At 68.4% G+C, this 26,076-nt stretch carries 29 protein-coding genes; 17 read left to right on the top strand and 12 right to left on the bottom strand.

What is annotated here, in order from left to right:
* Positions 1 to 56: 56 nt before the first annotated feature.
* The 6 genes from V9K99_RS14315 (at position 57) to V9K99_RS14290 (ending at position 6,608) form a co-directional block, all read left to right on the top strand.
* On the top strand, positions 57 to 683 hold the full coding sequence (locus V9K99_RS14315) for a class E sortase (protein WP_337001390.1): 627 nt from the start codon (positions 57 to 59) through the stop codon (positions 681 to 683).
* A 27-nt stretch (positions 684 to 710) separates the two neighbouring features.
* Positions 711 to 1,256: an orotate phosphoribosyltransferase gene (gene pyrE, locus V9K99_RS14310; protein WP_337001392.1), complete on the top strand. Its 546-nt coding sequence runs from the start codon at positions 711 to 713 to the stop codon at positions 1,254 to 1,256.
* Positions 1,256 to 1,993 (top strand): hypothetical protein, encoded by a 738-nt coding sequence (locus V9K99_RS14305; protein WP_337001394.1) that lies wholly within the window; start codon positions 1,256 to 1,258, stop codon positions 1,991 to 1,993. Before pyrE ends, V9K99_RS14305 begins: the two co-directional genes overlap by 1 nt.
* Positions 1,994 to 2,049: 56 nt before the next feature.
* Positions 2,050 to 2,898 (top strand): LemA family protein, encoded by an 849-nt coding sequence (locus V9K99_RS14300; protein ID WP_337001396.1) that lies wholly within the window; start codon positions 2,050 to 2,052, stop codon positions 2,896 to 2,898.
* A gap of 215 nt (positions 2,899 to 3,113) precedes the next feature.
* A complete protein-coding gene (locus V9K99_RS14295; protein WP_337001398.1) occupies positions 3,114 to 6,089 on the top strand; it encodes an AfsR/SARP family transcriptional regulator in 2,976 nt (991 codons plus the stop codon).
* 129 nt (positions 6,090 to 6,218) lie between these two features.
* The gene (locus tag V9K99_RS14290) at positions 6,219 to 6,608 is read left to right on the top strand and encodes a hypothetical protein (protein ID WP_337001400.1); all 390 of its coding nucleotides are present in this window, start codon (positions 6,219 to 6,221) and stop codon (positions 6,606 to 6,608) included.
* Between the two features lie 11 nt (positions 6,609 to 6,619).
* Here V9K99_RS14290 and V9K99_RS14285 read toward each other — a convergent pair whose 3' ends face one another.
* Entirely contained in the window at positions 6,620 to 7,345 is a 726-nt protein-coding gene (locus V9K99_RS14285) for a DedA family protein (protein WP_337001402.1), read from the bottom strand.
* Between the two features lie 72 nt (positions 7,346 to 7,417).
* Here V9K99_RS14285 and V9K99_RS14280 point away from each other — a divergent pair, with 72 nt between their 5' ends.
* The 3 genes from V9K99_RS14280 to V9K99_RS14270 all read left to right on the top strand — a co-directional run bounded on the left by V9K99_RS14280 (position 7,418) and on the right by V9K99_RS14270 (position 9,536).
* The gene (locus V9K99_RS14280) at positions 7,418 to 8,038 is read left to right on the top strand and encodes a TrmH family RNA methyltransferase (protein ID WP_337002313.1); all 621 of its coding nucleotides are present in this window, start codon (positions 7,418 to 7,420) and stop codon (positions 8,036 to 8,038) included.
* Positions 8,039 to 8,040: 2 nt separating this feature from the next.
* Positions 8,041 to 9,219, top strand: a complete 1,179-nt coding sequence (locus V9K99_RS14275) for an alpha-amylase family protein (RefSeq protein WP_337001404.1) — start codon at positions 8,041 to 8,043, stop codon at positions 9,217 to 9,219.
* Between the two features lie 128 nt (positions 9,220 to 9,347).
* A complete protein-coding gene (locus tag V9K99_RS14270) occupies positions 9,348 to 9,536 on the top strand; it encodes a hypothetical protein (RefSeq protein ID WP_337001406.1) in 189 nt (62 codons plus the stop codon).
* A gap of 11 nt (positions 9,537 to 9,547) precedes the next feature.
* Here V9K99_RS14270 and V9K99_RS14265 read toward each other — a convergent pair whose 3' ends face one another.
* Genes V9K99_RS14265 through V9K99_RS14245 form a run of 5 tightly spaced genes read right to left on the bottom strand, consistent with a single transcriptional unit; the run spans position 9,548 to position 14,214 of the window.
* The gene (locus V9K99_RS14265) at positions 9,548 to 10,417 is read right to left on the bottom strand and encodes an intradiol ring-cleavage dioxygenase (protein WP_337001409.1); all 870 of its coding nucleotides are present in this window, start codon (positions 10,415 to 10,417) and stop codon (positions 9,548 to 9,550) included.
* Between the two features lie 10 nt (positions 10,418 to 10,427).
* Positions 10,428 to 11,618 carry a thiolase family protein gene (locus tag V9K99_RS14260; RefSeq protein ID WP_337001411.1) on the bottom strand — a complete coding sequence of 397 codons (1,191 nt, stop codon included), beginning with the start codon at positions 11,616 to 11,618 and terminating at the stop codon, positions 10,428 to 10,430.
* Positions 11,615 to 12,643: a maleylacetate reductase gene (locus tag V9K99_RS14255; RefSeq protein ID WP_337001413.1), complete on the bottom strand. Its 1,029-nt coding sequence runs from the start codon at positions 12,641 to 12,643 to the stop codon at positions 11,615 to 11,617. Before V9K99_RS14255 ends, V9K99_RS14260 begins: the two co-directional genes overlap by 4 nt.
* Positions 12,636 to 13,391 (bottom strand): CoA-transferase subunit beta, encoded by a 756-nt coding sequence (locus tag V9K99_RS14250; RefSeq protein WP_337001415.1) that lies wholly within the window; start codon positions 13,389 to 13,391, stop codon positions 12,636 to 12,638. The genes V9K99_RS14255 and V9K99_RS14250 overlap by 8 nt, the downstream gene beginning before the upstream one ends.
* Positions 13,384 to 14,214: a CoA transferase subunit A gene (locus V9K99_RS14245; protein WP_337001417.1), complete on the bottom strand. Its 831-nt coding sequence runs from the start codon at positions 14,212 to 14,214 to the stop codon at positions 13,384 to 13,386. Before V9K99_RS14245 ends, V9K99_RS14250 begins: the two co-directional genes overlap by 8 nt.
* 61 nt (positions 14,215 to 14,275) lie before the next feature.
* Here V9K99_RS14245 and V9K99_RS14240 point away from each other — a divergent pair, with 61 nt between their 5' ends.
* Positions 14,276 to 15,058, top strand: a complete 783-nt coding sequence (locus V9K99_RS14240) for an IclR family transcriptional regulator domain-containing protein (RefSeq protein WP_337001419.1) — start codon at positions 14,276 to 14,278, stop codon at positions 15,056 to 15,058.
* Between the two features lie 26 nt (positions 15,059 to 15,084).
* Here V9K99_RS14240 and V9K99_RS14235 read toward each other — a convergent pair whose 3' ends face one another.
* Positions 15,085 to 15,261, bottom strand: a complete 177-nt coding sequence (locus V9K99_RS14235; protein WP_337001421.1) for an aldo/keto reductase — start codon at positions 15,259 to 15,261, stop codon at positions 15,085 to 15,087.
* A gap of 222 nt (positions 15,262 to 15,483) precedes the next feature.
* On the opposite strand from V9K99_RS14235, the gene V9K99_RS14230 reads away from it, so the two are divergent.
* Together V9K99_RS14230 and V9K99_RS14225 are read left to right on the top strand one after the other, a co-directional pair.
* The gene (locus V9K99_RS14230; RefSeq protein WP_337323581.1) at positions 15,484 to 16,335 is read left to right on the top strand and encodes an alpha/beta fold hydrolase; all 852 of its coding nucleotides are present in this window, start codon (positions 15,484 to 15,486) and stop codon (positions 16,333 to 16,335) included.
* 161 nt (positions 16,336 to 16,496) lie between these two features.
* The gene (locus V9K99_RS14225) at positions 16,497 to 17,750 is read left to right on the top strand and encodes an IS701 family transposase (protein WP_337001426.1); all 1,254 of its coding nucleotides are present in this window, start codon (positions 16,497 to 16,499) and stop codon (positions 17,748 to 17,750) included.
* A 24-nt stretch (positions 17,751 to 17,774) separates the two neighbouring features.
* On the opposite strand, the gene V9K99_RS14220 is transcribed toward V9K99_RS14225, so the two are convergent.
* From V9K99_RS14220 to V9K99_RS14210, 3 genes are all read right to left on the bottom strand, one after another.
* Positions 17,775 to 17,963, bottom strand: a complete 189-nt coding sequence (locus V9K99_RS14220; RefSeq protein ID WP_337001428.1) for a hypothetical protein — start codon at positions 17,961 to 17,963, stop codon at positions 17,775 to 17,777.
* Positions 17,964 to 18,113: 150 nt separating this feature from the next.
* The gene (locus V9K99_RS14215; protein ID WP_337001430.1) at positions 18,114 to 18,530 is read right to left on the bottom strand and encodes a VOC family protein; all 417 of its coding nucleotides are present in this window, start codon (positions 18,528 to 18,530) and stop codon (positions 18,114 to 18,116) included.
* A 114-nt stretch (positions 18,531 to 18,644) separates the two neighbouring features.
* On the bottom strand, positions 18,645 to 19,664 hold the full coding sequence (locus tag V9K99_RS14210) for an SIS domain-containing protein (RefSeq protein ID WP_337001432.1): 1,020 nt from the start codon (positions 19,662 to 19,664) through the stop codon (positions 18,645 to 18,647).
* A gap of 139 nt (positions 19,665 to 19,803) precedes the next feature.
* On the opposite strand from V9K99_RS14210, the gene V9K99_RS14205 reads away from it, so the two are divergent.
* Together V9K99_RS14205 and fbaA are read left to right on the top strand one after the other, a co-directional pair.
* Entirely contained in the window at positions 19,804 to 20,523 is a 720-nt protein-coding gene (locus tag V9K99_RS14205) for a GntR family transcriptional regulator (protein WP_132156117.1), read from the top strand.
* Between the two features lie 183 nt (positions 20,524 to 20,706).
* Positions 20,707 to 21,732 (top strand): class II fructose-bisphosphate aldolase, encoded by a 1,026-nt coding sequence (gene fbaA / locus V9K99_RS14200; protein WP_337001438.1) that lies wholly within the window; start codon positions 20,707 to 20,709, stop codon positions 21,730 to 21,732.
* Positions 21,733 to 21,799: 67 nt separating this feature from the next.
* On the opposite strand, the gene V9K99_RS14195 is transcribed toward fbaA, so the two are convergent.
* Together V9K99_RS14195 and V9K99_RS14190 are read right to left on the bottom strand one after the other, a co-directional pair.
* Positions 21,800 to 22,765 carry a type IV toxin-antitoxin system AbiEi family antitoxin domain-containing protein gene (locus tag V9K99_RS14195; RefSeq protein ID WP_337001440.1) on the bottom strand — a complete coding sequence of 322 codons (966 nt, stop codon included), beginning with the start codon at positions 22,763 to 22,765 and terminating at the stop codon, positions 21,800 to 21,802.
* Positions 22,766 to 22,858: 93 nt separating this feature from the next.
* The gene (locus tag V9K99_RS14190; protein ID WP_337001442.1) at positions 22,859 to 23,308 is read right to left on the bottom strand and encodes an HNH endonuclease; all 450 of its coding nucleotides are present in this window, start codon (positions 23,306 to 23,308) and stop codon (positions 22,859 to 22,861) included.
* A gap of 145 nt (positions 23,309 to 23,453) precedes the next feature.
* Here V9K99_RS14190 and V9K99_RS14185 point away from each other — a divergent pair, with 145 nt between their 5' ends.
* From V9K99_RS14185 to V9K99_RS14175, 3 genes are all read left to right on the top strand, one after another.
* Complete coding sequence (locus V9K99_RS14185) at positions 23,454 to 23,861, top strand: DUF3151 domain-containing protein (protein WP_337001444.1); 408 nt, start codon at positions 23,454 to 23,456, stop codon at positions 23,859 to 23,861.
* Between the two features lie 42 nt (positions 23,862 to 23,903).
* Positions 23,904 to 24,650: a 2-phosphosulfolactate phosphatase gene (locus V9K99_RS14180; RefSeq protein WP_337001446.1), complete on the top strand. Its 747-nt coding sequence runs from the start codon at positions 23,904 to 23,906 to the stop codon at positions 24,648 to 24,650.
* A gap of 151 nt (positions 24,651 to 24,801) precedes the next feature.
* Positions 24,802 to 26,019, top strand: a complete 1,218-nt coding sequence (locus V9K99_RS14175; RefSeq protein WP_337001448.1) for an MFS transporter — start codon at positions 24,802 to 24,804, stop codon at positions 26,017 to 26,019.
* Positions 26,020 to 26,076 lie beyond the last annotated feature (57 nt).

The following is a 26,076-nucleotide window of genomic DNA, read 5'->3' as shown; positions in this document are numbered from 1 at the left end:
GGCGTCCATCGACACGTCGTACACAGCCTTTGCAGATCATCTGCATACTGATCCGCATGCGAGGAGTAGCGCGGGGGCTGGGGATCGTCCTGCTGGTGGCGGGGGTCGGGCTGCTCGGGTGGGTCGGGTGGCAGTACTTCGGTACCGGGATCACCTCCAACCAGAAGATGGGCGAGGCGGAGGACGCGCTGCGCGAGCAGTGGAAGAAGCCGGTTCCGGCCGAGACCGCGCCCTCGACCGGTACGCCGATCGTGCTGCTGCGGATCCCGAAGTTCGGCAAGGACTGGGAGAAACCTGTCCTGGAAGGGGTCGGCAAGGACGATCTGGCCCGCGGGATCGGGCACTATCCGCAGACCCAAATGCCGGGCCGGCCGGGGAACTTCGCGATCGCCGGGCACCGGGTCACGCACGGTTCGCCGTTCCGCAAGCTGCTGGAGCTGCGCAAGGGCGACCAGGTCATCGTCGAGACGGGCGACGCCGTCTACACCTACGAGCTGGACGGGTCTCCCCGCGACCTGACCGTGAAGCCGACCGACAACTGGGTGCTGGAACCCGTCCCCGGCAAAACCCAGGAGACCCCGACGAAGTCGATCATCACCCTCACTACCTGCCAGGACCTGTTCCGCTCCCCGGACAGGTCAGTGGCTTTCGGCCACTTGGTCAAGGTCAGCAAGAAGGCGTGAACGCCGCGTGATCTAGGCTTGTGCTCCATGAGCTTTGATCGGGACGGTCTGCTGGAGCAGGTGAAATCCAAGGCCATCGTGCACGGCCGGGTGACGCTGGCGTCGGGGAAGGAAGCCGACTACTACGTCGACCTCCGCCGGATCACGCTGGACGCCGCGGCGGCTCCGCTGATCGGCCCCGCAATGCTCGAGCTGACCAAGGATCTCGAGTACGACGCGGTCGGCGGACTGACTCTCGGTGCGGATCCGGTCGCGATGTCGATGCTGCACGCGGCCGCGCAACAGGGCCGCACGCTCGACGCGTTCGTCGTACGCAAGGCCGAGAAGACGCACGGTCTGCAGCGGCGGATCGAGGGGCCGGACGTGAAGGGCCGCCGCGTGCTCGCGGTCGAGGACACCTCCACCACCGGCGGCTCGGTGTTGACCGCGGTCGAGGCACTCCGCGAGGCCGGGGCCGAGGTGGTCGCGGTCGCGGTGATCGTGGATCGGGCGACCGGCGCCAAGGAGAAGGTGGAGTCGGAGGGCTTGGAGTACCGGGCCGTGTTCGGTCTCGAGGACCTGGAGCTTGGCTGATGGATCTCAATCCCGCGGTGATGATCCCGATCGCGATCGTTGTCGGCGTCGGGATCTTCTACTTCAACTACATGGCCCAGAAGAAGCGGCGGGAGATGTTCGCCGGCTTCGCGGCCCAGAACGGCTGGACGTACGAGCAGGCCAGGTACTCGCTGGCCGGGCAGTGGAGTGGTACGCCGTTCCAGACCGGTGACAACCGCCGGGCGGTGAACGTGCTGTCGGGTGCGTTCAACGGTCACCAGATGGTTGCCTTCGACTACAGCTACCAGACGCACTCGACCGACTCGAAGGGCCGTCGTACGACGACCACGCACAAGTTCGGCGTCGTCGTCCTGCAACTGCCCGGGGCGCTGCCGCACCTGGAGGTCACCCACGAGGGGATCTTCGGCGGGGCGGTGGCGAACGCGTTCGGCTTCCGCGACATCCAGTTCGAGAGCGACCAGTTCAACCGGAAGTTCCGGGTGAAGGCGGACGACGAGCGGTTCGGGCACGCGGTGGTGACGCCCCGGATGATGGAACTGCTGCTGACCCGGGGCGAGATCGGCTGGCGGATCGAGGGCAACTCGCTGGTCGGCTGGGACAAGGGCGCGCACAACCCGGCCGAGGTGATGAACCGGCTGACCCTGCTGCAACACGTGGTCGAGCAGGTCCCGCCGTACGTCTGGCGCGACTACGCCGGCGTCGACCCGCGGCAGCAGCCACAGCAGCAGGCGCAGCAGCCGCCGCAGAACTACTAGGACCCGAGGGCCCGTAGAGTCGCTCCTGAGCATCGCCAACACTCGGGAGCAGGGGAATGCTGAGTTTCGTCATCATCGCGGTCGTCGCGGTCGTCGTGATTGTGGGAATCGCGCTGATCGTGTCGTACAACCGGTTCGTCAAGCAGCGGAACCTGATCCAGGAGTCCTGGCGCCAGATCGACGTGGAGCTGCACCGTCGCTACGACCTGATCCCGAACCTGGTCGAGACCGTCCGGGCGTACGCCGCGCACGAGCGGCACGTGTTCGAGGAGGTCGCCCGGCTGCGGACCCAGGCGGTCAACGTGCAGAGCGCGCCGCCCGAGCAGCGGGCGGCAGCGGAGAGCGAGCTGTCCGGTGCGCTGCGTCAGATGATGATCTCGGTCGAGGCGTACCCGCAGCTGCAGTCGAACCAGAACTTCCTCAACCTGCAGCGTGAGCTGACCGACACCGAGGACCGGATCGCGGCCGGCCGGCGGTTCTTCAACGCCAACGTGGGCGACTACAACACCCGGGTCGAGGCGTTCCCGTCGAACCTGATCGCGAACGGGTTCAAGTTCGAGAAGGCCGGCTACTTCGAGGTCAACGACGAGCAGGTGCGCTCGGTCCCGCAGGTCTCGTTCGGCACCATCGGCTCGGTCGCCGGTGAGCAGGCGCCGCCGCAGATGCAGGCCGGGCCGCACTCGTCGGGGCAGATCCACCCGCAGATTCCGGGTGACCAGGGCAACTATCAGGCCCAGCCGCAGTTCCCGGGCTACCAGCAGCAGCCGGGCCAGGCGCCGTACCAGGGCCAGCCGGGTCAGTACCAGGGCCAGCCGCCGTACCAGGGCCAGCCACCGGTGGGCGGCCCGCCTGCGAGTTCCCCCAGCCCGCAGGACGGACAGCCGCCGTTCACCGGTGGCCAATAGGGCACCGGATTCCCGTGGCTCGGGCCCCCCGACCCCGAACTCCCTCCAGTGCCAGGCCCGGGTGCGACGGCGGTCAGTCGCCACGCCCGGACCTGCCCTCCCCCCGGTACCGGTGTCAACAGTGCCGCAGTGAGATACATCCGGCGTACATCGGGCTTCCGGGTGGGTACAGCGGGATGCCACGATAGGTCGGTTCGAGAGTGGAGGGCAGGCGAGTGGACAGTCTGAGGTACGCAATCCTCGGACCACTGCGCCTCGTCCACGTCCAGGGCCAGCCGCTCCGGGCCGCCAAACCGCGTCAGCTGCTGGCGACCCTGCTGCTGCACCCGAACCGGTTCGTCTCGACCGATCTGATCGCGGACGCCCTCTGGGAGAACAATCCGCCCCGCTCCGCGACGGCAAACATCCGCACCTACGTCCGGGCCCTCCGCGGCGTCCTGCAGGAGGCCGGGCTGCCGGCGCCGATCGACACGTCGGCCGCCGGCTACAGCATCGAGGTCGGGGTCGACGAGCTCGACGCCAGCCTGTTCGAGTCCCTGCTCGCGGAAGGCGGTCACCTCCGCGACGCCGGTGACGGCCGCCAGGCGATGCAGGTGCTATCCCGGGCCTACTCGCTCTGGCGTGGCCGCCCGCTGGAGGACCTCCCGATCCCGGCCGCGTGGGAGGGCTCTCTCGCCCGGCTGGAAGCCCAGCACCGCGGTCTGGTCGACGTACTCCTGGACCTCCGGCTGGAGCACGGAGACGCGAGTGGTGCGGCGGTCCTGCTCAGTGCACGCCTCACCGAGGACCCGTACGACGAGCAGCTCTGGCGGCGACTGGTCGACGCGCTCCTGGCCGCCGGACGGGTCGGTGAAGCCCGGGCCGCGTACGCCAGGGCAGTGCAGACCCTCGCCGACGAGCTCGACATCAAGCCCGGCCCCGAGCTCGAGGCGGCCGGTGCCCGCGCCGAGAACGGCCGCTCAGCCAACTGGCCGAACCCGGGCATCCCAGCCGCGCGTACGACGGAACGCAAAGCGCCGGACGTCGTACCGCCAGGCCCGATGGCAGCGCCGGAGCTGACGGACCCCCTGCGTCCGCCGAGCCAGCTACCGCTGGACCTGGCCGACTTCAGCGGTCGGCAGGAACACCTCGAGCAACTGCGAGACCTCGTCTGCGGCCGCGACCCGGTCCGTCCGCCGATCGCGGTCATCTCGGGCGCGCCTGGCACCGGGAAGACGTCGCTCGCGGTCCGGTTGGGGCATCTGGTCAGGGAGTCGTTCCCGGACGGTCAGATCTATCTGGACATGCACGGCGCGACGCAGCCCCGGGATCCGGCCGCGGCACTCACCGATCTGCTGCTCAGCCTCAACCTGCCTGACTACGCGATCCCCACCGACCCTGAGCGGCGGTCGGCGATGCTGCGGTCCGAGCTGGCCAGCCGCCGGGTGCTGATCCTCCTGGACGACGTGGCCACGGCGAGCCAGGTGACGCCGCTGATGCCAGGTACGGGCGCGTCCGCGGTCGTCGTCACCAGCCGCAACCGGTTGATGGATCTCGGCGGGGCCGACAGCCTGCCGTTGGACACCTTCGGTGATGCCGAGGCCGCCGCACTCCTCAAGCAGGTGGCGGGCGTCGACCCCGCCTCGCGTGAGGCCCAGGAGATCCTGGCTGCCTGTGGGAACCTGCCGCTCGCGATCAGGATCGTCGGCAGCCGGCTGGCCCAGCGGCCGGACCTGAGTCCCCGTGAGCTGGCCCGGCGATTGCGCGACGAGACCTCGCGGCTGGACGAGCTGAGCATCGGCGAGCTCGCCGTACGCAAGAGTGCCGATCTCAGCTATGACTCGCTCAGCCCGGAGGAGGCCCGGCTCTACCGGTTGATCGGCCACTTCGCGGTCGGGGTGTTCTCGGCTCGTGCGCTCGAGGCGGTCGCGTCGCCGGCCGCCGTACGGCGCAGTCTGGACAGCCTGATCGAGGCCAACCTGGTCCGGATCAGCTCGGTCGACCACCGCGGTACGGCGCGCTACCGGGTCCACGACCTGCTGCGGCTGCATGCGCTCGGGGTCGGCGACGAGGAGCAGAAGGCGCAGGCGGTCCGGGACGTGACCACCGTGCTGGACGCGATCCTGAACAAGATGCGCCGGGCCAACGCCGCGCTCGCCTTCGAGTACTTCGGCGTGATGGAGCACACCGGGCCGCTGACCGAGCCCGATCCGGCGCCGTTCACCGAGACCGACGCGATCGCGTGGTTCGACAGTGAGCGCAGTACGTTCGTGCCCGCGATCCGGGCGGCCGCGCAGAACGGGTTGCACGACCAGGCCTGGCGGATCGCCTCCGCGTGGGCGCCGTACCTGGACATGCGGGCCGGTTTCGACGACTGGAACAGCTCGCACCAGCAGGGTCTGCTCAGTGCGATGGCCTGCGGCGACCGGCGTGGCGAGGCGATCATGCACCGGAACCTCGGCCAGCTCGCGTTGTACCAGGACGACTGGGACGCGGCCTGGCGCCATCTGGACGCGGCGGCGCACCTGTCGGCTGAGGTCGGGGAGCGGCTTGGCGAGGGCATCGCGGCGGTCGGTCTCGGGACCTGGCTGCGCGAACGCGGCCGGCCGGACGAAGGACTGAAGCAGTACGAGAAGGCCGTCGAGGCGTTCGTCGAGGTCGGCAACGCGAACGCGGAAGCACTGGCCCGGACCGCGATCTCGAACGTCTGGCTGGCCCGCAACGACACGGTGACCGCCGGCCGCTATCTGGCCGAGGCTTTCCTGCTCGCCGTACGGCGGGTGGACAGCCACCGCGAGGCCAAGGTACGGCGCCGGATCGCGGCGCTCCGGGCCCACCAAGGGCGCTACGACCAGGCCGTCCGGCAGTTGCGGAAGGCCCTGGCGATCTTCAACGGCATCGGCGACGACCACTGTGCGGCGTACACGCGGGCCGACCTCGGACAGGCGCTGGCGGAGCGCGGCGAGGTGGCCGCGGCGCGGAAGATGCTGATCGACTCGATCGACATCGGCCACCGGCTCGGCGACCGCAGCGTCGAGGGTCAGGCCGCGCAGCACCTCGGGCAGCTCTACCTGTCGACCGGGAACCTCGACTCGGCCCGCCGTACCCTCGACCGGGCCGCGCGAGTCTGGCAGCAGGCCGGGAACGACGTCCGCGCGGCCGAGTGCCGCCGCGAACTCGCCGCCTTCGACACCACGACAGCAGCAGGCTGATTCTGTCCCGGTTGTGAATGTACGGCGGGTGTATTCCGGTCGGACAAGATTTGTCCTGCCACGGCAACAGGCCTGGCGGTTTCGGGGGAAACGGGGAGAGAAACGCTAATGGCCTGGGGGGAGGTTGTTGTGGAGCGCCGGATCGCGGCGCGGGTGGCGAACCCGCGCGATACCGAGGCGGCGCTGAACTGGCAACTGGAACGGGTGGGATCGACGGCCTGGCAGGAATGGCCGCTGAAGTTCCAGCGGATGGCCTTCGGCTATGCCCAGGACAGCGGCTGGCACGATCCGGCCGACGCGGTGCGTTGGCTCGACCATCACGCCCTGTTGCAGGAGGGGGCGGCGCCACGGGGGGCGCTGGTCTGGTACCAGGCGGCAGACCGGATCCGGGTGGCCTGTTCACTCGGCTCCGGTCAGGTGGTCGGCCCGCTCCTCCGCGGCCCGGTAGAAGTAGCCCCCCTCAGCGACCTCACCACCGACTGGGTCTGGTCCAACCCCCACTTCCCCTTCGGCCAGTAGCCCTCGCGAGGTCAGTCGTTGAGGTGATTCGTGGTGGCCGCGTGCTTCGGGGCGGCCGGGGCGTCCGCTTCGGCGGTGTCGGCCGGGGTGGCGAGGGCGGCGGCGCGGTTGCGGCGCTTGGCCAGGAACCACTCGACGAACATCGGCACCACCGAGATGAGCACGATGAGCAGGATGGCCGACTCGAGGTGCTCATGGATGAACTTCACCTGGCCGAGGGCGTGGCCGAGCAGGGTCAGGCCGGTGGCCCACAGGACCGCGCCGACGCCGGTCCAGACGAAGAACTTCTTCGGGTCCATCTTGCCCGCGCCGGCCACGATCGTGATGAAGGTGCGGACGATCGGGACGAACCGGGCAAGCACCAGCGCCCGCGGGCCGTACTTCTCGAAGAACGCGTGCGTCTCCTCGATGTACTTCGGTTTCAGGAACCGCGCGTTCGGGTTGGTGAACAGCGTGGTCCCGAGCACCCGGCCGATGTAGTAGCCGGACACGTTGCCGAGGAACGCCGCGACGGTCAGGATCACGCAGGCCAGCCACAGCGGTACGTCGATCGTGCCGTGCGCGATGAACAGGCCGACGGCGAACAGCAGCGAGTCGCCGGGCAGGATCGGGAACAGCAGCCCGCACTCGATGAACACGACCGCGGCCGTACCCCAGAGGGCCCAGTCACCCAGCCAGGTCAGCAGGTATTCGGGGTCCATCCAGTTCGGCATCAGCATCGCGACAAGAGAGAGCACGCGGACAGGGTAGCGTCCCAACCTGTGCGTGAGCTGAGCAGCGAGGAGAAACGGGACCTGATCGGTGCCGACATGGTCGGTCCGAACGAGGTCGGCGTGGGTCCGTGGCAGGGCGAGTGGCCGGACGATCCGCGGCTGGACCCGGAACTGCTCGCGCACGGTGATCGACGGAACGTGGTCGACAAGTACCGGTACTGGAGGCTCGAGGCGATCGTCGCCGACCTGGACGAGCAGCGGAACCCGTTCCACGTCGCGATCGAGAACTGGCAGCACGACCTGAACATCGGCTCGGTCGTCCGGACTGCGAACGCGTTCCTCGCCGCCGAGGTCCACATCGTCGGCAACCGGAAGTGGAACCGCCGTGGTGCGATGGTCACCGACCGTTACCAGCACGTCCGCCACCACCCGCGCCTCGAGGACTTGGCGTCGTACGCCGCCGAGCACGGACTGCCCGTGATCGGGATCGACAATCTGCCCGGCTCGGTCCCGCTGGAGACGTACGAACTGCCCGCGGCCTGCGTCCTGCTGTTCGGTCAGGAGGGACCGGGCCTGACCGCCCACGCGCACGCGATCTGCACCGACGTGCTGTCCATCGCCCAGTTCGGCTCCACCCGCTCGATCAACGCCAGCGCCGCGGCCGCGATCGCCCTGCACGCCTGGATCCGCCGCCACACCTTCGGTCAGAAGCCCTAGTCATGTGGGCTGATCACGCGATCTGGTGGCAGGTGTATCCGCTCGGCTTCACCGGTGCTTCGGGTACGGCGCTCGTGCATCGACTCGGCCGGCTGGAGAACTGGCTGGACTACGCGGTCGAACTTGGTTGCTCAGGGCTACTACTTGGCCCGGTGTTCGCCTCGGAGACGCATGGTTACGACACCGTGGACCACTTCCGCATCGACCCGCGGCTCGGGGATCTCGAGGACTTCGACCGGCTCGTCGCACAAGCGAAGCAGCGCGGGTTACGGATCGCGCTCGACGGGGTGTTCAACCATGTCGCCCGGTCGTTCGACGCGCCGCCGGAGTGGTTCCGCCGTCGCGACGACGGTTCGCTCGACACGTTCGAAGGACACGACCAACTGGTGTTGCTGGATCACAGTGAGCCGGCGGTGGCGCAGTACGTCCGGGATGTGCTGTGTCATTGGCTGGATCGTGGGGTCGACGCGTGGCGGCTCGATGTGGCGTACGCCGTACCGCCGGAGTTCTGGCGGGCTGTGCTGCCACGCGAGCAGTTCCCTGAGGCCTGGTTCTTCGGCGAGGTCATTCACGGTGACTATGCGGGGTACGTCGCCGAGAGCGGGCTCGACTCCGTCACGCAGTACGAGCTGTGGAAAGCGATCTGGAGCTCACTGAACGACGGCAACTTCTTCGAGCTCGCCTACGCCCTCGGCCGGCATGACGCGCTGCTGGACACGTTCGTGCCGCAGACGTTCGTCGGCAACCACGATGTGACCCGGATCGCGACTCAACTGAAGGACGAGCGGCATCTCGGTCACGCGCTGGCGATCCTGTTCATGGTCGGCGGCGTGCCGAGCATCTACTCCGGCGATGAGCAGGCGTTCCAGGGCGTGAAAGAGGACCGGGTCGGTGGAGACGACGCGATCCGGCCGGAGTTCCCGGAGACGCCGGACGGGCTGGCGTCGTCCGGCCGGCCGACGTACCGGCTGCATCAGGAGTTGATCGGTGTACGGCGGCGGAACGCCTGGCTCACCCGGGCCCGGACGAAGGTCGAGGACCTGACCAACGAGACGGTCGTCCTCCGGTCGACCGGGGGTGATTCGGAGCTGGTCCTGCTGCTGAACATTTCGGATGATGCTCAGCAGCTCCAGGGCGTCGACGTGCCGGCGCACAACTGGAGATTGCTGACAGGTCCGTAACCTCTTCGGCTGCTCCCGCGTTGTTGAGATGTAAGTGAGGCTTCTCGACCAAAGTCAGCCCCAACTCGGGCGGGGCGGCGTGCATCGTGCATGTCGTACTGGGTTTGTGACGGGAAAGGGGGTAGTTGATGAGTTCTCTGTGGGACGAGTTGATCTACGAGCTGGGGACCGTGCGCGCCTTGAGCGCGGCGGCTCTGGAGGCGCGCACGGAAACCTCCCGGGTCGCGCTGATCACCCTGCTGGACGCCGAGACCGCCGAAATCTCGGCGATCCTGGACCGGATCCTGAGGGAGGCACACCAGTCCTCAGCGGCCTAGCAGCGTGGTGATCACTGGATCTGGTCGGTCGTGGCGAGCACCAAGTCGTAGTGGACGGTGTAATACGGCTGGTCAGGTGTCGTGCCGTCGGCGGCAGGGGTGCCGGCCGGGTGCTCGGTGAAGTCGGCGATCAGGGAGTCCTTGACGCCGAAGACCGCGTCGTCCGCGAGGTGCTCGTCGCCGGCCGCGAACACGTGGGTGATCAGCCGGGCGTACCCGGGTGCGGTGACCATGAAATGCACGTGGGCCGGCCGCATCGAGCCCCGACCGCCGGCTCGGAGCAGCTCACCGACCGGGCCGTCGTCCGGGATCGGATAGGCCACCGGCTTCACCGCCCAGAACGCGTAGTTGCCCTCGGCATCGGTCGTCAGGTGGCCGCGGTTCTGCGGTCCGTCGAGATCCTTCTGGACGTCGTAGAAACCTTCGTCGTCGGCCTGCCAGGTCTCGACCAGTGCTCCGGCGATCGGCTCGCCTTCGGTGTTCAGGACCCGCCCTGTCACCAGGCAGGGCTGTCCGGGCGCGCCGTTCGCGATGTCGCCGTACAGCTGGATCTCGGGAGATCCTTCGACGAAGAACGGCCCGAAGACGGTCGACTCGGTGGCGCCCGGCGGTTTCGGGTTGCCGAGGCCGACGGTGAGCATCGACAGCCCGAGTACGTCGGCCAGCAGCACGAACTCCTGTCTGGTCCCGGTCGAGATCTGCCCGGTCCGGGTGAGGAAGTCGATCGCGGTGAAGTACTCGTCCTCGGTCAGGTTCACCTCGCGCGCGAAGGCGTGCAGATGACGAACCAGTGCGGTCATGAGGGTCTTGGTGCGCGGATCCGTGCTGGTGTCGAAACTGGCCACCACGGCCTGGGTGAGTTCGTCTCCCTGCAGGTCCATCAGTTGCTCCTTATGCCTCGATCACCATCGCCAGGCCCTGGCCGACGCCGATGCAGAGCGTCGCCAGCCCGAAGCCACCGCCGCGCCGCCTCAGCTCGTGGACGAGAGTGGTGAGAATGCGGGTGCCGGAACTGCCGAGCGGATGTCCGAGGGCGATCGCTCCACCGTTCACGTTCACCTTGTCGCGGTCGAGCTCCGGCCACTGACCGAGACACGCCAAGCTCTGGGCGGCGTACGCCTCGTTGAGCTCGACCAGAGTCAGGTCGTCCCAGCCGATACCGGCTTTGGCGAGAGCCTTTCGTGACGCCTCGACCGGCCCGATGCCGAAGTACTGCGGATCCACCGCATGAACCGCCCGGCTGACAATCCGCGCCATCGGTGTGAGGTTCAGGAGGTTGGCCGCCTCCGCTGACCCGATCAGTACGGCGGATGCACCGTCATTCAGCGTGGACGCGTTGCCTGCGGTGACGGTGCCGTCCGGTCTGAAGGCCGGCTTGAGTCGTGCCATCGTTGCGGGCGTGCCGCCGTCGCGGATCGACTCGTCCCTGGTGAGCGGCGGTCCCGCGACCTCGAGACGGTCCCAAGGCACGAGCTCTGCGTCGAACGTGCCGGCCGCCCAGGCCTTCGCCGCCTTCTCGTGGCTCTCGAGTGCGAACAGGTCCTGGGCCTCCCGCGTGATGTTGTGGAGCTCGGCCAGGCGCTCGGTTGCCTCACCGAGGGAGATCGTCCAGTCCTTCGGCATCTTCGGGTTGACCAGCCGCCAGCCCAGTGACGTCGACTCCGCGGTCAGGCTGCCGTGCGGGAAGGCGCGATCCGGTTTCGGCAGCACCCACGGTGCCCGGCTCATCGACTCCACACCGCCGGCGATGACCAGGTCGGCGTCGTCCGTCTCGATCGCCCGGGCCGCCTGGATCGCGGCTTCGAGTCCGGATCCGCAGAGGCGATTGACCGTCGTACCGGGGACGCTGGTGGGGAAACCGGCGAGCAGTGCGGCCATCCTCGCGACGTCGCGGTTCTCCTCGCCGGCGCCGTTCGCGTTGCCGAGGAAGACGTCGTCGAGCTCTGCCGGATCGACGTTGGTGCGGCTTGCGAGTTCCTTGAGCGTTGCGGCGGCGAGATCGTCGGGACGGGCGGAGGCCAATGCGCCGCCCAGCTTGCCGACCGGGGTCCGGACCGCGTCCAGGATGTAGGCGGGTCTCATCGGTTCGCTCCTTCGGGCCTGGTGCCGGCCCAGGCACGGGCGAGGATCTCGTCGGCGTCGAAGGGTCGGGCCGCTTCGTGCGCCTGCTCCTGGGTGAGGCCGAGATCCTTCAGATTGGTCGGGATGCCGGCCTCGGTGAACAAGTCGTACAGGCCGGTCGCCAGGTCGTCGGTCTGGAGCGCGTCCTCCAGGCGGGCTTTGGCCTGCGGTACGGCGGGTGCCTTGATCCGGGTCACCTGGGGGAGTACGGCGGCGTGGGTCTCCGCGTGGGGGAGGTTGTAGGTGCCGCCGAGCAGGTGACAGATCTTGTGGTGCAGGTCTGTCCCGGCAGTGGCCAGGGCCGATCCGCCGAGGCAGGCGCCGTACAGAAGGTTGCTCCGGGCATCCAAGTCGGTGGGGGCTTGGAGGACTTGGCGCAGTCCGGTGGCGAGCGCCCGTGCGCCTTCGACCGCCGTCGTCTCGGTGATCGGATCGGCCTTCGGGGTCCAGACCGCTTCTACACAATGGGCGATCGCGTTGGCGACACTGGCCGCCGTGACCTTCATCGGGAGGTGCTGGCTGAGCACGGGGTCGTAGACCACCGTCCTCGGCAGCACGTTCGGATCCGTGCCCGTCGACTTGCTGCCGCCTGCCGTCTCACCCCAGACCGGTGTCATCTCCGATCCCGCATACGTCGTCGGTACGGCGATGATCGGAAGCCCACTCGTCAACGCGACTGCCTTCGCCAGCCCGATCGCGGATCCACCGCCGATCGCCACCAGGCCGTCGGCGCTGGTCTCCTGCGCCTTGGCGCGTGCTGCAGCCGCGACCTCGGTCGGCACGTGCTGTGTGACGCCGTCGATCCGGCCGGCGAATCGATCCTTGAGCTCGACCTCGACCACATCCGCCGCGTCCCGGACCGAGTTGGTTGCTATCAGCAACACTCGTCGTACCCCGAGAAGCTCCGCTTCCGCTGCCACCTGGTCGAGGCTGCCTGCCCCGAACACGACCCGGCCGGGCAGGAACGTGTGAACGAACTCAGGCATCGGCCGGCTCCCGGTTGCGCAGTCGGTGCAGGGCGGCGAGCTCGACCTCGGTCGGCTCTGCTACCTGCTCGAGAGTGTCGGCGACCTTCAGCTTCCACCCCGTGGCCTGCCGGGCCTGCTCGACGGTCACACCCGGATGCAGTCTGGTCAGGGTCAGCTCGTTGGTCTCCGGGTCTGGCTCGAGTACGCCGTGGTCGGTGATGACGAGGGTCGGACCGGCGCCGCGGGCCTCGCGCTCGCGGCCGGTCGGGCCGTACCCGACGGACGTGACGAAGTCGACCTGCTCGACGAAGGTGCGCGGTGACTGCTTCACGATAACGATCACCCGACCGGCCGCGGCCGCGATCTCCGGTGCGCCGCCCGCACCTGGCAGGCGGGTCTTGGGATCGCTGTGATCGCCGATCACGGTCGTGTTGATGTTCCCGTACCGATCGATCTGCGCGGCCCCGAGGAACCCGACATCGATCCGGCCTGCACCGACCCAGTAGTTGAACATCTCCGGCACCGACACCACCGCGGTCGCGGTTGCGGCCAGATCGTCGTCCCCGATCGACAGCGGCAGCCTGCGTGGCTTCGCGTCGATCGCACCGGATTCGTAGACGAGCCGGCAGCCGGGCGCATGCGTTCGTCGCGCCAGGTTCGCCGCCAGGTTGGGCGGTCCCACGCCCACCAAGCACACGTCGCCGTCATGCAGTTCCCGTGCCGCCGCGACGTTCATCATGTCCGCGCTGTCCCAGGTCTCAGGCATTGGCGCTCACCTCCTGCACGGCCGGAAGCCCGTTCTCGCGGGCCCATTCCAGGAACTTGGAGCGATCTCGCGACACCGTGTCCCACTGCTTGTAGAAGTCGTTGTCGCGCACGGAGTACCCAGCCGCGTACGACGGCCACGCCCCACCCGGTACGACGCACACCGCCGACAGCACCCAGTTCGGCAGCACGACCGCGCCGGTCCGCTCGGGGAACTCGTCCACGACCTCTTCGACCGTGACAATCGCCCGCTTCGCCGCCAGCAGCGCCTCCCGCTGCACGCCGGTGATCCCCCAGAGCATGACGTTGCCCTCGCGATCCGTCAGCTGAGCGTGGATCACGGCCACATCCGGGTTCACCGCCTTCACCGCGGCCAGCTCCTCACCCGTGAACGGGCAGGTGACCCGGCTGATGATGGCCTCCTGCTCTTCGAGATCCGTCCCGCGATATCCCCGCAGTACGGCGAACGGCAGTCGAGCGGCACCGGCGACGTACGCGTTGGCGAGCCCGGCATGGCTGTGCTCGTGGACGACGAGGCGGTGTGGCCAATGGTTCTCCACCGCGTCCCGGAGCCGGTGGAGTGAGCCGACGCCCGGATTGCCACCGTACGAGAACACCAACTCGTCCGCGACACCCAGCCCGATCAGCTGGTCGTAGACGAGGTCGGGGGTCATCCGGACGAGGGTCAGATGCCGGCGACCTTGCCGGGCGATCTCGTGGGCGGCGGCGAACGGGATCAGGTGAGTGAAGCCTTCGAGCGCCACGGTGTCGCCGTCGTGCACGTGCGCCGCGATCGCTTCGCCGAGGGGAACTGGACTTGGCATGCGCTGCTCCGCTAGGATTTCGCTGAGCGAAAACTTCTTCTTTCAACGAAAAGGCTAGCCGATGGCCGGTGGGGCGTCCACAGGCACGTTCCTGCAGGGGCTCGATCGCGGGCTCGCGGTGATCCGTGCGTTCTCGGCGGACGCGCCGGCGCTGACGCTCAGCGAGGTGGCCCGTGACGTCGGCATCACTCCCGCGACGGCGCGGCGGATCCTGCTCACGCTTTCGGAGCTCGGGTACGTCCGCAGCGATGGCCGCCGGTTCTCGCTGACGCCGCGGGTGCTGGCGCTCGGCTGGGCCTACCTGTCGTCGTTGGACTTCGGTGAGCTCGCCGGACCGTTCATGGAGGAGCTCAGCGCGAAGACCCGCGAGTCCTGCTCCATCGCGACCCTCGACCTACCGGACATCGTGTACGTCGCCCGCGTCCCGACCAGCCGGATCATGACCGTCGCCCTCGGGGTGGGTGCCCGGCTACCGGCGTACGCGACCTCGATGGGCCGCGTCCTCCTCGCCGACCTGCCTGACGACGAACTGACCACGTACCTGTCGTCGGTCAAGGCTGAACCGCTGACCGACCACACCGTGACGTCACCTGACGAGCTCCGCGAGGTCATCGTCCGCGCCCGCTCCGACGGCTACGCGCTGGTCGACCAGGAACTCGAACTGGGTCTCCGCTCGATCGCGGCGCCTATCCACAACTCGCGCGGCCGGACCATCGCCGCCCTCAACGTCTCCGCCCACGCATCCCGCTCCACCCCCACGTCCCTCTGCTCCGAGGTTCTCCCGCACCTCCGCGCGGCCGCCGCCCAGATCACCACCGCCCTGACCCACCGCGGCCACCTGTGACCACTAACCGTTGTTGAGCCGGTCCATCACGTCGGCGTCGGGGCGGAGCTCGACGCGCCCAGTGCCTCATCGAGCTGACCCAGGGACGAGGCTCCGAACAGTGGGATGACGGCCGGATCCTGGTGCAGCATCCACGCCAGCACGACCTGGTTAGGTGTCGCCCCCAGCTCCTGCGCGACCTGGCGCAAAACCTCGAAACGCATCTAGTTCGGCAGCCGGACTTCGTGACCTGATGGGCCGGATGAGGGATCGGTTCGCGTGTGTGGAGCCGCGGCGGCGGTCTCGTGATCTGATCCAGCAGATCTGCACCAAGATCGCCGTGTCCGGCACTGCGGCGGCTGCGCTGTTCGCGGCGGTGCAGCAACCTGCTTGCGAACAAGGATGGGTAGGTCTACCGATGCGGGCCTAGGCGCCGCCGCGGGAGCGTGGCAGCACTGGACGAAGGGGTGGTTGCCATGACACGCACGGAGGAACTTACAAGCGCGCGAGTGGTGTCCCGCGACGGCACCGAGATCGCCTACTGGACGAGCGGCGACGGGCCTCCGCTCGTGCTGGTGCACGGCACGACGGCCGACCACACTCGCTGGGCGCCCGTGTTGAAGTACCTGGAGCCGCACGTCACGGTGCACACCATGGACCGCCGCGGCCGAGGTGGCAGCGGCGACGCGGCCGAGTACGACGTGGTGCGCGAGTTCGAGGACGTCGCCGCCGTGGTGGACGCCGTGGCCGATACCTCCGGTTCGGCGGTCGACCTGCTCGGCCACTCCTTCGGCGGGTTCTGCGCGTTCGGCGCGGCGACGCTGACCTCGAACATTCGCAAGCTGGTGCTGTACGAGGGTTGGCCCGCCCCGGCCCCGGACGTGCTGGCCATCGCACCGGAGCTTCAGGAGCGGATGGACGCGTTGCTGGCCGAGGGCGAGCCCGAGCGCGCGCTGGAGGTGTTCTTCCGCGAGATCGTGCGAATGCCCGACCACGAGTTCGAGCGGTATCGCGCCCTGCCCGCCTGGCAGGCGCGCATCGCCGCGGCGCACACGATCACCCGTGAGGACTGGGGGCATGCCGAGCGAACCTTCGATCCCGAGGAGGCGAAGAAGATCACGGTGCCGGTGTTGCTCATGGTCGGCGGCGACAGCCCGCCCGCGATGCAGGCCGACTACGAGACCGTCGCCGCCGCCCTTCCGGATGCGCGGGTCACCGTCATGGACGGCCAGCAGCACATCGCGATCGACCTGATTCCGGAGGAGTTCGCGGGGCGCGTGCTCACGTTCCTGCGCTGAGACACCGACGACATCTCTCACGAGTAGGCGACCGCGCGGCGGCGTGAGTGAGGGCGGCCACCGCTCGATGATCCGGAGTTGTGTGGAAACCAGATGATGTGGCGGTGGCCGCGGGGCACAGCATAGACCCGGGTCGATGGCGGGCGGAGTTCGATGCGTTGATGACGCGGTTCGCGGGCCGGTTCGCGCGGGTGGAGCCGCGGCGGCTGGCGGGTGATGCGGTGCGGGGGTCGATGTCGGATGTGGCGGTGAAGAACTGCTGGACGCTGGCCGAGCATGCCGGCCATGAGTCGCCGGATGGGCTGCAACACTTGCTGTGCAAGGCGAAATGGGACGATGACGGGATGCGTGACGACCTGCGCGATTACGTCGTCGATCGGCTCGGCAGCCTGGACGCGCTGCTGGTCGTGGATGAGACCGGCGACGTGAAGAAGGGCACGCATACCGTCGGTGTTCAGCGCCAGTACACCGGCACCGCGGGCCGGATCGAGAACGCCCAGGTTGCGGTCTACCTCACCTATGCCAGCTTGTCGGGTCACGCGTTGATCGACCGCGAGCTCTACCTGCCACAGGTCTGGGCCGACGATGCCGACCGGCGCAGCCAGGCCGGTGTTCCGGCCGAGGTGGAGTTCGCTACGAAGCCGGCGCTGGCGGCCGAGATGATCACCCGCGCCCTGGACGCCGGCGTGAAGGCGGGCTGGGTGGCAGGTGATGAGGTCTACGGCGCCGACCCAACATTGCGCGAGACCTTGGAAGACCGCGACGTCGGCTACGTGCTCGCGGTCGCCTGCAACCACCAGGTCCGCACTGACGCCGGCAAGTTCCGTGCCGACGAACTCGCCGCGAGCCTGCCATGCAAGGCATGGCAACGACTGTCCGCCGGCAACGGGTCGAAGGGCCCGCGCTACTACGACTGGGCCTGGATCAGCATCCAACCCGAGCGTGCCAAGGTCGAGGGGCAGTGGTGGCTACTGATCCGCCGCAACAACACCACCGGTGAGCTGGCCTACTACCGGTGCTGGGCACCCGCGCCCATGCCACTACGCCAGCTCGTGCGCGTGGCCGGGCGTCGCTGGACCATCGAAGAGAGCTTCCAGGCCAGCAAGACTCTCGCCGGTCTCGATCAGCACCAGGTCCGCCGCTGGACCAGCTGGCGACGCTGGACTCTCCTCGCGATGCTCGCCTACGCCTTCTTGGCCGTCGTCGCCGTGACCGAGAAGGCCGACAACCCAGTCCCACAAGAACACTCGCTGATCGCGTTGACCTGCAACGAAATCAAGCGCCTGTTCAACACCTTCATCAACCAGCCGATGCGCGACCTGCGACACCAGCTGCGCTGGTCGATCCGCAGACGCCGACACCAACACCGCGCCCGCACCAGCCACTACCACCGCCGACAGGCCATCCCGACATGACGATCACGAAGTCCGGCTGCCGTACTAGGCGGTCGGATGCGCATACCCGCGCTCGGCCGGAAACGGACGCTCGGGGTGGCTGTACGAGCCGGCCAGCAGCGGACTGTACGCCACCAGCGTCAGGTCGCGATGCTCGTTGAGGTAGTCGAAATGCTCTACCCCGGCGTCCGGGAAATGCGGGCTGCCGAGACGTTGGAGTCCGTCCTGCGCCAACGGACTGGGCCACGACTTGCCCGACGGTGAGCGGTTCGTCGACGTCCGGAACGAGTTCGTCGACCCCGCAGGTTTCCTCGCCCGGTGATTGATCGTTCACGTCCTCCAGACTTCCCCCTGGAGTGCACTCCAGGTCAAGGCGCTTCTCGATCAGCCCTTCAGCTCGGCCAGGATTTCCAGGTAGTGGGGGTTGTTCATGATGCCGATGATGTTGCCGAAGGGGTCGACCACCAGCGCGGTCCGGAAGCCGGTGTCGCCGCGGTCGGTGATCTGCTCGAGCAGAGTTGCGCCCAGGGACAGCAGACGCTCGAGTTCTCCCTCCAGGTCGTCGACGTGCCACTGCATCACCGCGCCCGCCGGTCCGTTGCCGACCGGATGGGTCGCGTACTTCGCGTCGATGATCCCCAGTTCGCACTGGAAGTCGCCGAAGCGGAACTCGATGTACGCCGGGTCCTCCGGAGTCGGTACGGCGAAGTACGGCTCCATGCCGAGCAGTTCCGTGTACCACTCCCGGGCGGCGTGCAGGTCGGCGGCGTAGAAGCTGACGGTGGCGAATCCTCGCAACATGTCGGTGGTCCTCTCTCGGTGTTCCCGGTTGATGACCACCACGATTCCAGTCAAAGTGCTCACCAAATGAGCACTTTGACTGGCGACTTTCGACACCGCAGGTTCCGACCCGGATCAGTCGGTCTGGGTGACCTTGCGGAGGCCCCGCGGCGCGTCGGGGTTCAGGCCGAGTTTGCGGGCGAGGGCCTCGATGGCTCGTTGGGCGGGGATGACGAGCGCGAGGGGAGCGAGGGTTTCGGGCAGGTCCGGGCCGGCCAGGTTGACGTCGCAGCGGCTCGCGAAGGCGGGGTCGCCGCCGATGCCGAGAATCTTGCTGCCCTTCTCCCGGACGATGCCGGCCAGCTCTGTCATACCGGGCAGGGCCGGACCCTCGCCGGCCGCGACCAGGATGGTGACGAGGTCCGCGTCGACGACCGCGATCGGTCCGTGCTTCAGGTCGGCGTACGAGAGACCGCGGACCGGCTGCAGGCAGGTCTCTTCCAGCTTGAGAGCGACCTCCAGCGTCGTACCGAACGTCAGGCCGCGACCGCTCGCCAGCACGTCGTGCGCGCCCGCGAGGAGCTCCGCGGCCTCCTCGACCGAACCCTCGAGCATCTGCGAAGCGGCGTCCGGAACGCGGGCGATGTCGCCGTCCAGCGTGCCTGGCTTCTGCGCCAGCGCGTCGACCGCGACCGTGATCGCCGCGAGCTGCGTGGTGTAGGTCTTGGTCGCCGGTACGGCGAGCTCCTGGCCCGCTTGCGTGATCAGCGCGACGTCGGCCGTCGACGCCAGCGGGCTGTTGCCGTCGTTCGTGATGCCGACGATCGCGGCGCCGTTGCGCTTGGCCCATTCGGCGGTGTCCACGATCTCCTGGGTCGCGCCGGACTGGCTGATCGCGACGACCAGCGAGTTCGAGAGGTCGAGGTTCGCGCCGTACAGGGTGGCTACCGAGGGGGCGGCCAGGGAGGCCTGCCGGCCGGCGTGGATCTCGGTCAGGTAGCGGCCGTAGACACCCGCGTTGTCGGACGATCCGCGCGCCACGAAGATCACGTGCCGGCGCCCCGCGGCCAGTCGCGTGATGTCGTGCCGTAGTGGCAGAACGTGCTCGAACGTGGCCGCCAGCGCGGCCGGCTGCTCGGCGATCTCGCGCGCCATCTGGGTTTCCGGGGCGGGGACAGACACCACTACGATCACTGGTCCTATCTGGTCTTAACAGGTATGCTGCGCACGATAGCAGTGAGCGGCGTCCCGGGGCACCCCCGAGACCCGCCCAGGTCTGGAGGATCGAGATTCGATGGTGGCGACCAAGCGGGCCCAGGTCCGATCGGTACTGGAACGGCTGATCGATGTCGAGCTGCACCCCGGGGACCCGATCCCCTCCGAACGCGCCCTGGTGGACAAGCTGAACGTCTCCCGGGTGACCGTCCGGCAGGCGATCAGCGACCTGGTCGAGTCCGGCGCGCTGGAACGCGTGCACGGCAAGGGCACGTTCGTCACCGGTCCACAGGTCGACTCCCAGTTGCACCTCACCTCGTTCTCCCGGGAGATGCGGGCCCGCGGCCTGGAGCCCGGCACGGTGGTGCTGTCGGCCACCGAGATCGAGGCGTCCGACGAGACCGCGAAGGGACTGCGGGTCGCCAAGGGCACCAAGGTGATCCGGGTCGAACGGCTTCGCACCGCCGACGCCTCGCCGATGGCGTACGAGGTCGGCTACTACCCGTCCGCGCTCTTCCCCGGCCTGCTCGGCCGTGAGCTCGGCACCCTGTACGACGTCTTCGCGAGCGAGTACGACGTCGTCGTCACCTCCGGTGAGCAGACCGTCCGGGCGGACAACGCCGACGGTCATGTCGCCCGGGTTCTCGGCGTGGCCAGGCGGGCACCCCTGCTGGTCCTCGAGCGCACCACCTTCGCCGGCCGCAAGGTCGTCGAACTGTCCTGGTCGGCCTACCGGGCCGATCGCTACCGGCTGCACATGGCCCTGACCCCGCGCGGCCCGAGGTCCGGATCGGCCTGAGCCGGCGTCATCTGGTCGCAACGAACTGGACCGGTCCTGTTCATCAACTGGTCTGCATCCTTGCCGACAGCTCCCCGGCCACCTGGCCGGTCCGGCAGGCGGGCCGCCGAGGACGACGAGGTTCCCGGCGGTGATACTGGAGCTCAACCCACGTGAACTGTGTTGTGAGGAGTACCGCGAGACATGCCTATTGCCACCCCTGAGGTCTACGCCGAGATGCTGGACAAGGCCAAGCAGAACCGCTTCGCCTACCCGGCCATCAACGTCAGCTCCTCGCAGACGCTGATCGCCGCGATCCGCGGTTTCGCCGAAGCGGGCTCGGACGGCATCGTCCAGGTCTCCACCGGCGGCGCCGAGTACCTGTCCGGGTCGACCGTGAAGAACATGGTGACCGGTTCGGTCGCGCTGGCCGCGTACGCGCACGAGGTCGCCAAGAACTTCCCGGTGAACATCGCGCTGCACACCGACCACTGCCCGAAGGACAAGCTGGACGGCTTCGTCCGGCCGCTGCTGGAGATCTCCGCCGAGCGGGTCGCCCGCGGCGAGAACCCGCTGTTCCAGTCGCACATGTGGGACGGCTCGGCCGTGCCGCTGGCGGAGAACCTCGAGATCGCCAAGGACCTGCTGGCCAAGACGGCCGCGGCCAAGATCGTGCTCGAGATCGAGGTGGGTGTCGTCGGCGGTGAGGAGGACGGTGTCGCCCACGAGATCAACGAGAAGCTCTACACCACCGTCGAGGACGGCCTGGCCACGGTCGAGGCGCTCGGCACCGGCGAGAACGGCCGCTACATCACCGCGCTGACCTTCGGCAACGTGCACGGCGTCTACAAGCCGGGTGCGGTCAAGCTGCGGCCGGAGATCCTGAAGGAGATCCAGGACGCGGTCGGCGCCAAGGTCGGCAAGGAGAGCCCGTTCGACCTGGTCTTCCACGGCGGCTCCGGCTCGACCCTGGAGGAGATCCGGGCCGCGGTCGACAACGGCGTGATCAAGATGAACGTCGACACCGACACGCAGTACGCGTTCACCCGGCCGGCGGCGGCCCACATGTTCACCAACTACGACGGTGTGCTGAAGGTGGACGGCGAGGTCGGCAACAAGAAGGCCTACGACCCGCGGGCGTGGGGCAAGCTGGCCGAGGCCGGCATGGCCGAGCGGGTCGCCGAGGCCTGCGAGAGCCTCCGCTCCACGGGTACGTCGCTGAACGCCTGACATCTGTTTCTCCTGACAGAGCTGGGGACTTCGAGGGGCTCACCGCTGGTTGCGGTGGGCCCCTCACTCACATCCGGGCACGGGCGAGGTCGAAGTGCCGGACGCCGGTACGGCGGGCGGCTCGGGTGAAGCTGGCGCGGATCCGGTCGATGACCAGGGGTGGATCGTCGAGGTCACGCCAGGAGATCCAGCAGTGCTCGAGCGGCTCGGGTGCGGCCGGATCGGGCACCGCCGAGGCTGCGATCGGCTCCTCGTCGGGCTCGGAATCCTCGTACCAGAAGGGGAAACGCGGCTCGAACTCCACCACGGTCCGCTCGTCGGGGAACCACAAGGACGCGATCTCGGGCCCGGCCGGCTCCAAGGGATCCACGTCCGGAGGTCGAGCCGGAGCAGGCAGTCCCTGGTCGGCGAGGATGAGGCGGAGGCGGGACTCGGCGACCGAGGCGGATTCCGCGCCGGCTCTGGAGATCGCGGCGATCGCCCGCTCGTTGCCGTGATCGGCCACCGCGCGTTTCAGCGAGCGGCTGGTGACGAGACCGGCGTACAGAGCGGCCTCGGTCAGGACGACCGCGGGCGCGGCTGGGGAGGTCGCGGCCACTTCGACGACGGCACGCGCCGGTGACACCATTCGCAGCTTGTTCCACACCTGGATGCCGGGGCCGACTGGATCGCGGATGTGACGGTGCACGCCGCCGACGCAGCCGCCCCGGCCGTGCGGCGCGGTGACGTGCACACGGGACAGGTCGAGGCCCCAGAGCGGCAGAGCGTGCAGCGCCGCCGCGGACTGGTGGCTCGCGAAGACGGCCGGGCCGCCGGTGCGGAGCACGCGGTACACCTTGCGCAGGTGCAGGACCTCATCGGTGACGAGCGTGAGCGCCCGGTGCGCGGCATAGGTGCCCGGCCGGATCCGGCGCCAGCCGCCGGTGTCCAGCAGAGAGTCGATGTCCGGGTCGGGGTAGCCACAGGCGCGCGCATCGGCACGGGTGAACACCCCGCCGCGGATGGTGGCCATCACAGCGAGTTGAGGGTTCATGCCTAGAAAGTGCCGTGATCAGACCCTCGATCCGACCGTCACTTCAAACCTGTGGACAGCCAGGCTGTGGAAAGTGGGCATGAAAAAAGCCCGTCATGTTTGTATGACGAGCTCCGCGCGGGTTGGAACCCAGGGTTGCCAGAGGAGCGGCATGCCGGCCTCGCTGGGGGTGCGGTTGCCTTTCCGCTCGTTACAGGAGGCATGGGCGGCCACGGCATTCAGCCACTCGGTGCGGCCGCCCCTGGATCTGGGTTGGACATGGTCCATGGTGTCGGCGTTGTCCAGACCGCAGTACGCACACCGGAACTTGTCCCGCCGCAACACTCCGTGCTTGCTGTACTTCATCCGGCCGGCCGCGTAGCGCCAGTGCGTCACCACATACCGGACCAGGCGCAGCACCCGTGGAACCGGAAAAGGGCCGATGGTCCGTTCGCCGTGCGCCTCTTCCACCACTGCGACCTCGCGGACCAGCATCCGGATGGCGTGCTGGATCGACACGGTGTGCAGCGGCTCGTATGACGCGTTCAGGACTATGACGCTCATCCGGTGCCTCCTTCCGGCCGTAGCTGGGAACCACGGCGGCTATCACGCAGGGTCTCAAGCATCCGTGGCCGATCGGTGAACGGTCAACGGATTTCGCCAGACGGTCACGTGCCGGTTCGGCTGCGTGATCGGCGAAGATGTGCTTATGGAATTGAACAATCTGCTCTCAGGTCCACCCGAGACACTACTCCCCGTAGACCCCGCCGCGGCGGAACTCGCCGCCGGGGCCGCTGCGGTGGACGTCGCGGCCAAGTTCCCGACGTCGTCACTGGCCTGGAGTGAGCTGGCCGAGGCGGCGCTGGCGGACGGCCGGACGATCGAGGCGTACGCCTTCGCCCGGACCGGCTACCACCGCGGTCTCGACCTGCTCCGCCGCAACGGCTGGAAGGGCCACGGCCCGGTCCCGTGGGAGCACGAGCCGAACCGCGGGTTCCTGCGCTGCCTGGCCGCACTGGGCAAGGCGGCCGCGATCATCGAGGAGAAGGAGGAGGCCGAGCGCTGCGCGACCTTCCTGCGCGACTCCTCACCGACCGCTGCCGACGCGCTGAGCTGAAACTGGTTGTGGGGCTGGCCACCCGACGGCATGATCCGTCGGGTGACGAGCCCCTATGCGCAAGACGGATTCCGGGTCGGCTTCGACTGGGCGACCACCGGAGCGGCTGCTGTACCCGGCAGCATCACAGCTGTCGTCGACGTGCTGTCCTTCACAACGGCCGTGACAGTGGCAGCCGACCTCGGCATCGAGGTATACCCCTACCGCTGGCGTGACGAGAGCGCCGTTGCCTACGCGAAGCAGTACGACGCTGCGCTCGCAGTAGGAAGGTCCGAGGCCGGCCCGGGTCAGGTGAGCCTGTCGCCAGTCACCGTCCGTCAGGCCCGAGGGATCAAGCGACTCGTACTGCCGTCACCCAACGGGTCGACGATCTCCCAGCAACTCAGTGACGCCGGAACTACTGTCATCGCGGTCTCACTGCGTAACCGAGCTGCGGCCGCCGAGTGGGTCAGCAAGCGCCTGGCCGAAGACCCGCAGCTCACCGTGGTCGCGATCGCAGCGGGGGAGCGCTGGAAGGACGGGTCGCTCCGGCCTGCTGTCGAGGACCTGTGGGGTGCCGGCGGGTTCCTCGCCGCACTCGACGTCGACGGCTTCTCCCCGGAGGCCCGAGCCGCCGCGGCGGCCTACAAGGACGCCGAACAGGACCTCCAGACCCTGCTGCACGACTGCGCCGGCGGCCGCGAACTGACGCAGTACGGCTTCGCGCAGGATGTGGCGATCGCGGCCGAGCTGGACAGCAGCCGATCGGTGCCTGTCCTGCGGGACGGTAAGCTGATCGCGTCAACCTGAACCCTGAGGTTCTGCCCGTTGACAGAGCCGGCAGGCGGCGCGCGTCCCCGCTTCCTGCCGAACATGGACGGTTACAGGCGGACTCGACAGACCGGTGAAGCTGGACGCCCACGGTCGGTCCCCGCCCCAGCGGGCAGCGGAAGGTCTCACCGTGCCGGCACTCACCGGACGGATCAGCACGCCCACAACCAACTACGCGGCGGTACTGCGTACCCCCGGGGCGTGGAAGTTCTACCTAGCCGCCGCTGCGGCCAAAGTCGGTATCGCAATGACCAGCCTGGGCATCGTCTGGCTGGTCCACGGATCCACTGGCTCCTACGCCGCGGCGGGCACGGTGACCGGCGGCTTCGCAGTCGCCGAGGCACTGGCCGGCCCACAAGTCGCCCGACTCATCGACCGCTTCGGCCAGACCCGCATGCTGCCGATCATCCTCCTGGCGCATGCGATGGCTGCTGCCCTCCTGATCGGCCTCGCGGTGGCACACGCACCGGTGTGGTCGCTCCTCACCGCAGGAGTCTTGGCAGGTGGGTCACTGCCGCAACTAGGTGCACAGACCGCGGCCCGCTGGTCTCAGGCGCTCAGGGGCACGCCACTGCTCTCATCCGCGTTCGCACTGGAATCCTTGAGCGTCGGAATCGCCTTCATGGTCGGCCCCGGGCTCATCGGCCTGGTCAGCTCACTCGCAAGCCCAGTGCTCGGATCCGCGCTCGCTACCAGCTTGGTACTGGCCGGCGGCTTCTCCTTGGCCTTGCAACGCAGTACGGCGCCACCGCCGGCCAAGCGTGATCGCAGTGCGATCCCGGATCGACTGCTACACAAGGGCTTCCTGGCATTGGTTGCCACGAACATCGGTATCGGGATCTTCTTCGGCAGCATGCAGGTTGCGGTCACCGCGTACGCCGTCGATCGAGGCACCCCTTCACTGGCCGGACCGCTCTACAGCATCACCAGTCTGGTCGGTCTGGTCGCCGGATTCGCCTACGGTGCAAGGCGATGGCGAATGCCGGCCCGCAACCAGTTCGTCGTCATCCTGGTCGCACTGACCATCGGGACTCTCCCACTCCTCGCCGTCGAATCCCCTGTGGCCATGGGGATTGCGCTAGCCCTGCCTGGCCTGGCCATCGCTCCGTTCCAGACTCTGTCCGCCGTACTGGCCGAGTCGGAGGTGGAGTCCGCCGTACTGACGCAGGCCTTCACCTGGCTGAACTCGGGGAGTGCCGCAGGCATCGCCCTCGGCGCCGCCTTCGCCGGCCGCGTGGTGGACACGAACGACCCGCACTACGGCTTCGCGGTCGCCGTGCTGGCCACGCTGGTCGCAACGGGGATGGCACTGGTCGTCAGGGTGTCCGGATCTGGCCACCGCGACTGACCGCGAGGTCTGTTCCACCTGACGGGTGATCTGGATACTCGGTGTCCAGCTGTTGGA

Origin of the sequence: Kribbella sp. CCNWLW201 (assembly GCF_037203805.1) — a bacterium.
In the GTDB taxonomy this organism is placed as follows: domain Bacteria; phylum Actinomycetota; class Actinomycetes; order Propionibacteriales; family Kribbellaceae; genus Kribbella.
This window is presented reverse-complemented; position numbering and strand designations above follow the sequence as displayed.

Bases quoted from the DNA above. Each gene is read 5' to 3' on its own strand.
- V9K99_RS14265 (WP_337001409.1), bottom strand. From the start codon at position 10,417: ATGGACCTGCAGGGAGACGAACTCACCCAGGCCGTGGTGGCCAGTTTC.
- V9K99_RS14255 (WP_337001413.1), bottom strand. From the start codon at position 12,643: ATGCCTGAGTTCGTTCACACGTTCCTGCCCGGCCGGGTCGTGTTCGGG.
- V9K99_RS14270 (WP_337001406.1), top strand. From the start codon at position 9,348: ATGAGTTCTCTGTGGGACGAGTTGATCTACGAGCTGGGGACCGTGCGC.
- V9K99_RS14215 (WP_337001430.1), bottom strand. From the start codon at position 18,530: ATGTTGCGAGGATTCGCCACCGTCAGCTTCTACGCCGCCGACCTGCAC.
- V9K99_RS14190 (WP_337001442.1), bottom strand. From the start codon at position 23,308: ATGAGCGTCATAGTCCTGAACGCGTCATACGAGCCGCTGCACACCGTG.
- V9K99_RS14245 (WP_337001417.1), bottom strand. From the start codon at position 14,214: ATGCCAAGTCCAGTTCCCCTCGGCGAAGCGATCGCGGCGCACGTGCAC.
- V9K99_RS14210 (WP_337001432.1), bottom strand. From the start codon at position 19,664: ATGGCGCGCGAGATCGCCGAGCAGCCGGCCGCGCTGGCGGCCACGTTC.
- V9K99_RS14305 (WP_337001394.1), top strand. From the start codon at position 1,256: ATGGATCTCAATCCCGCGGTGATGATCCCGATCGCGATCGTTGTCGGC.
- pyrE (WP_337001392.1), top strand. From the start codon at position 711: ATGAGCTTTGATCGGGACGGTCTGCTGGAGCAGGTGAAATCCAAGGCC.
- V9K99_RS14205 (WP_132156117.1), top strand. From the start codon at position 19,804: ATGGTGGCGACCAAGCGGGCCCAGGTCCGATCGGTACTGGAACGGCTG.
- V9K99_RS14280 (WP_337002313.1), top strand. From the start codon at position 7,418: ATGGTCGGTCCGAACGAGGTCGGCGTGGGTCCGTGGCAGGGCGAGTGG.
- V9K99_RS14260 (WP_337001411.1), bottom strand. From the start codon at position 11,618: ATGAGACCCGCCTACATCCTGGACGCGGTCCGGACCCCGGTCGGCAAG.
- V9K99_RS14275 (WP_337001404.1), top strand. From the start codon at position 8,041: ATGTGGGCTGATCACGCGATCTGGTGGCAGGTGTATCCGCTCGGCTTC.
- V9K99_RS14300 (WP_337001396.1), top strand. From the start codon at position 2,050: ATGCTGAGTTTCGTCATCATCGCGGTCGTCGCGGTCGTCGTGATTGTG.
- V9K99_RS14185 (WP_337001444.1), top strand. From the start codon at position 23,454: ATGGAATTGAACAATCTGCTCTCAGGTCCACCCGAGACACTACTCCCC.
- V9K99_RS14225 (WP_337001426.1), top strand. From the start codon at position 16,497: ATGACGCGGTTCGCGGGCCGGTTCGCGCGGGTGGAGCCGCGGCGGCTG.
- fbaA (WP_337001438.1), top strand. From the start codon at position 20,707: ATGCCTATTGCCACCCCTGAGGTCTACGCCGAGATGCTGGACAAGGCC.
- V9K99_RS14235 (WP_337001421.1), bottom strand. From the start codon at position 15,261: ATGCGTTTCGAGGTTTTGCGCCAGGTCGCGCAGGAGCTGGGGGCGACA.
- V9K99_RS14250 (WP_337001415.1), bottom strand. From the start codon at position 13,391: ATGCCTGAGACCTGGGACAGCGCGGACATGATGAACGTCGCGGCGGCA.
- V9K99_RS14315 (WP_337001390.1), top strand. From the start codon at position 57: ATGCGAGGAGTAGCGCGGGGGCTGGGGATCGTCCTGCTGGTGGCGGGG.
- V9K99_RS14195 (WP_337001440.1), bottom strand. From the start codon at position 22,765: ATGAACCCTCAACTCGCTGTGATGGCCACCATCCGCGGCGGGGTGTTC.
- V9K99_RS14240 (WP_337001419.1), top strand. From the start codon at position 14,276: ATGGCCGGTGGGGCGTCCACAGGCACGTTCCTGCAGGGGCTCGATCGC.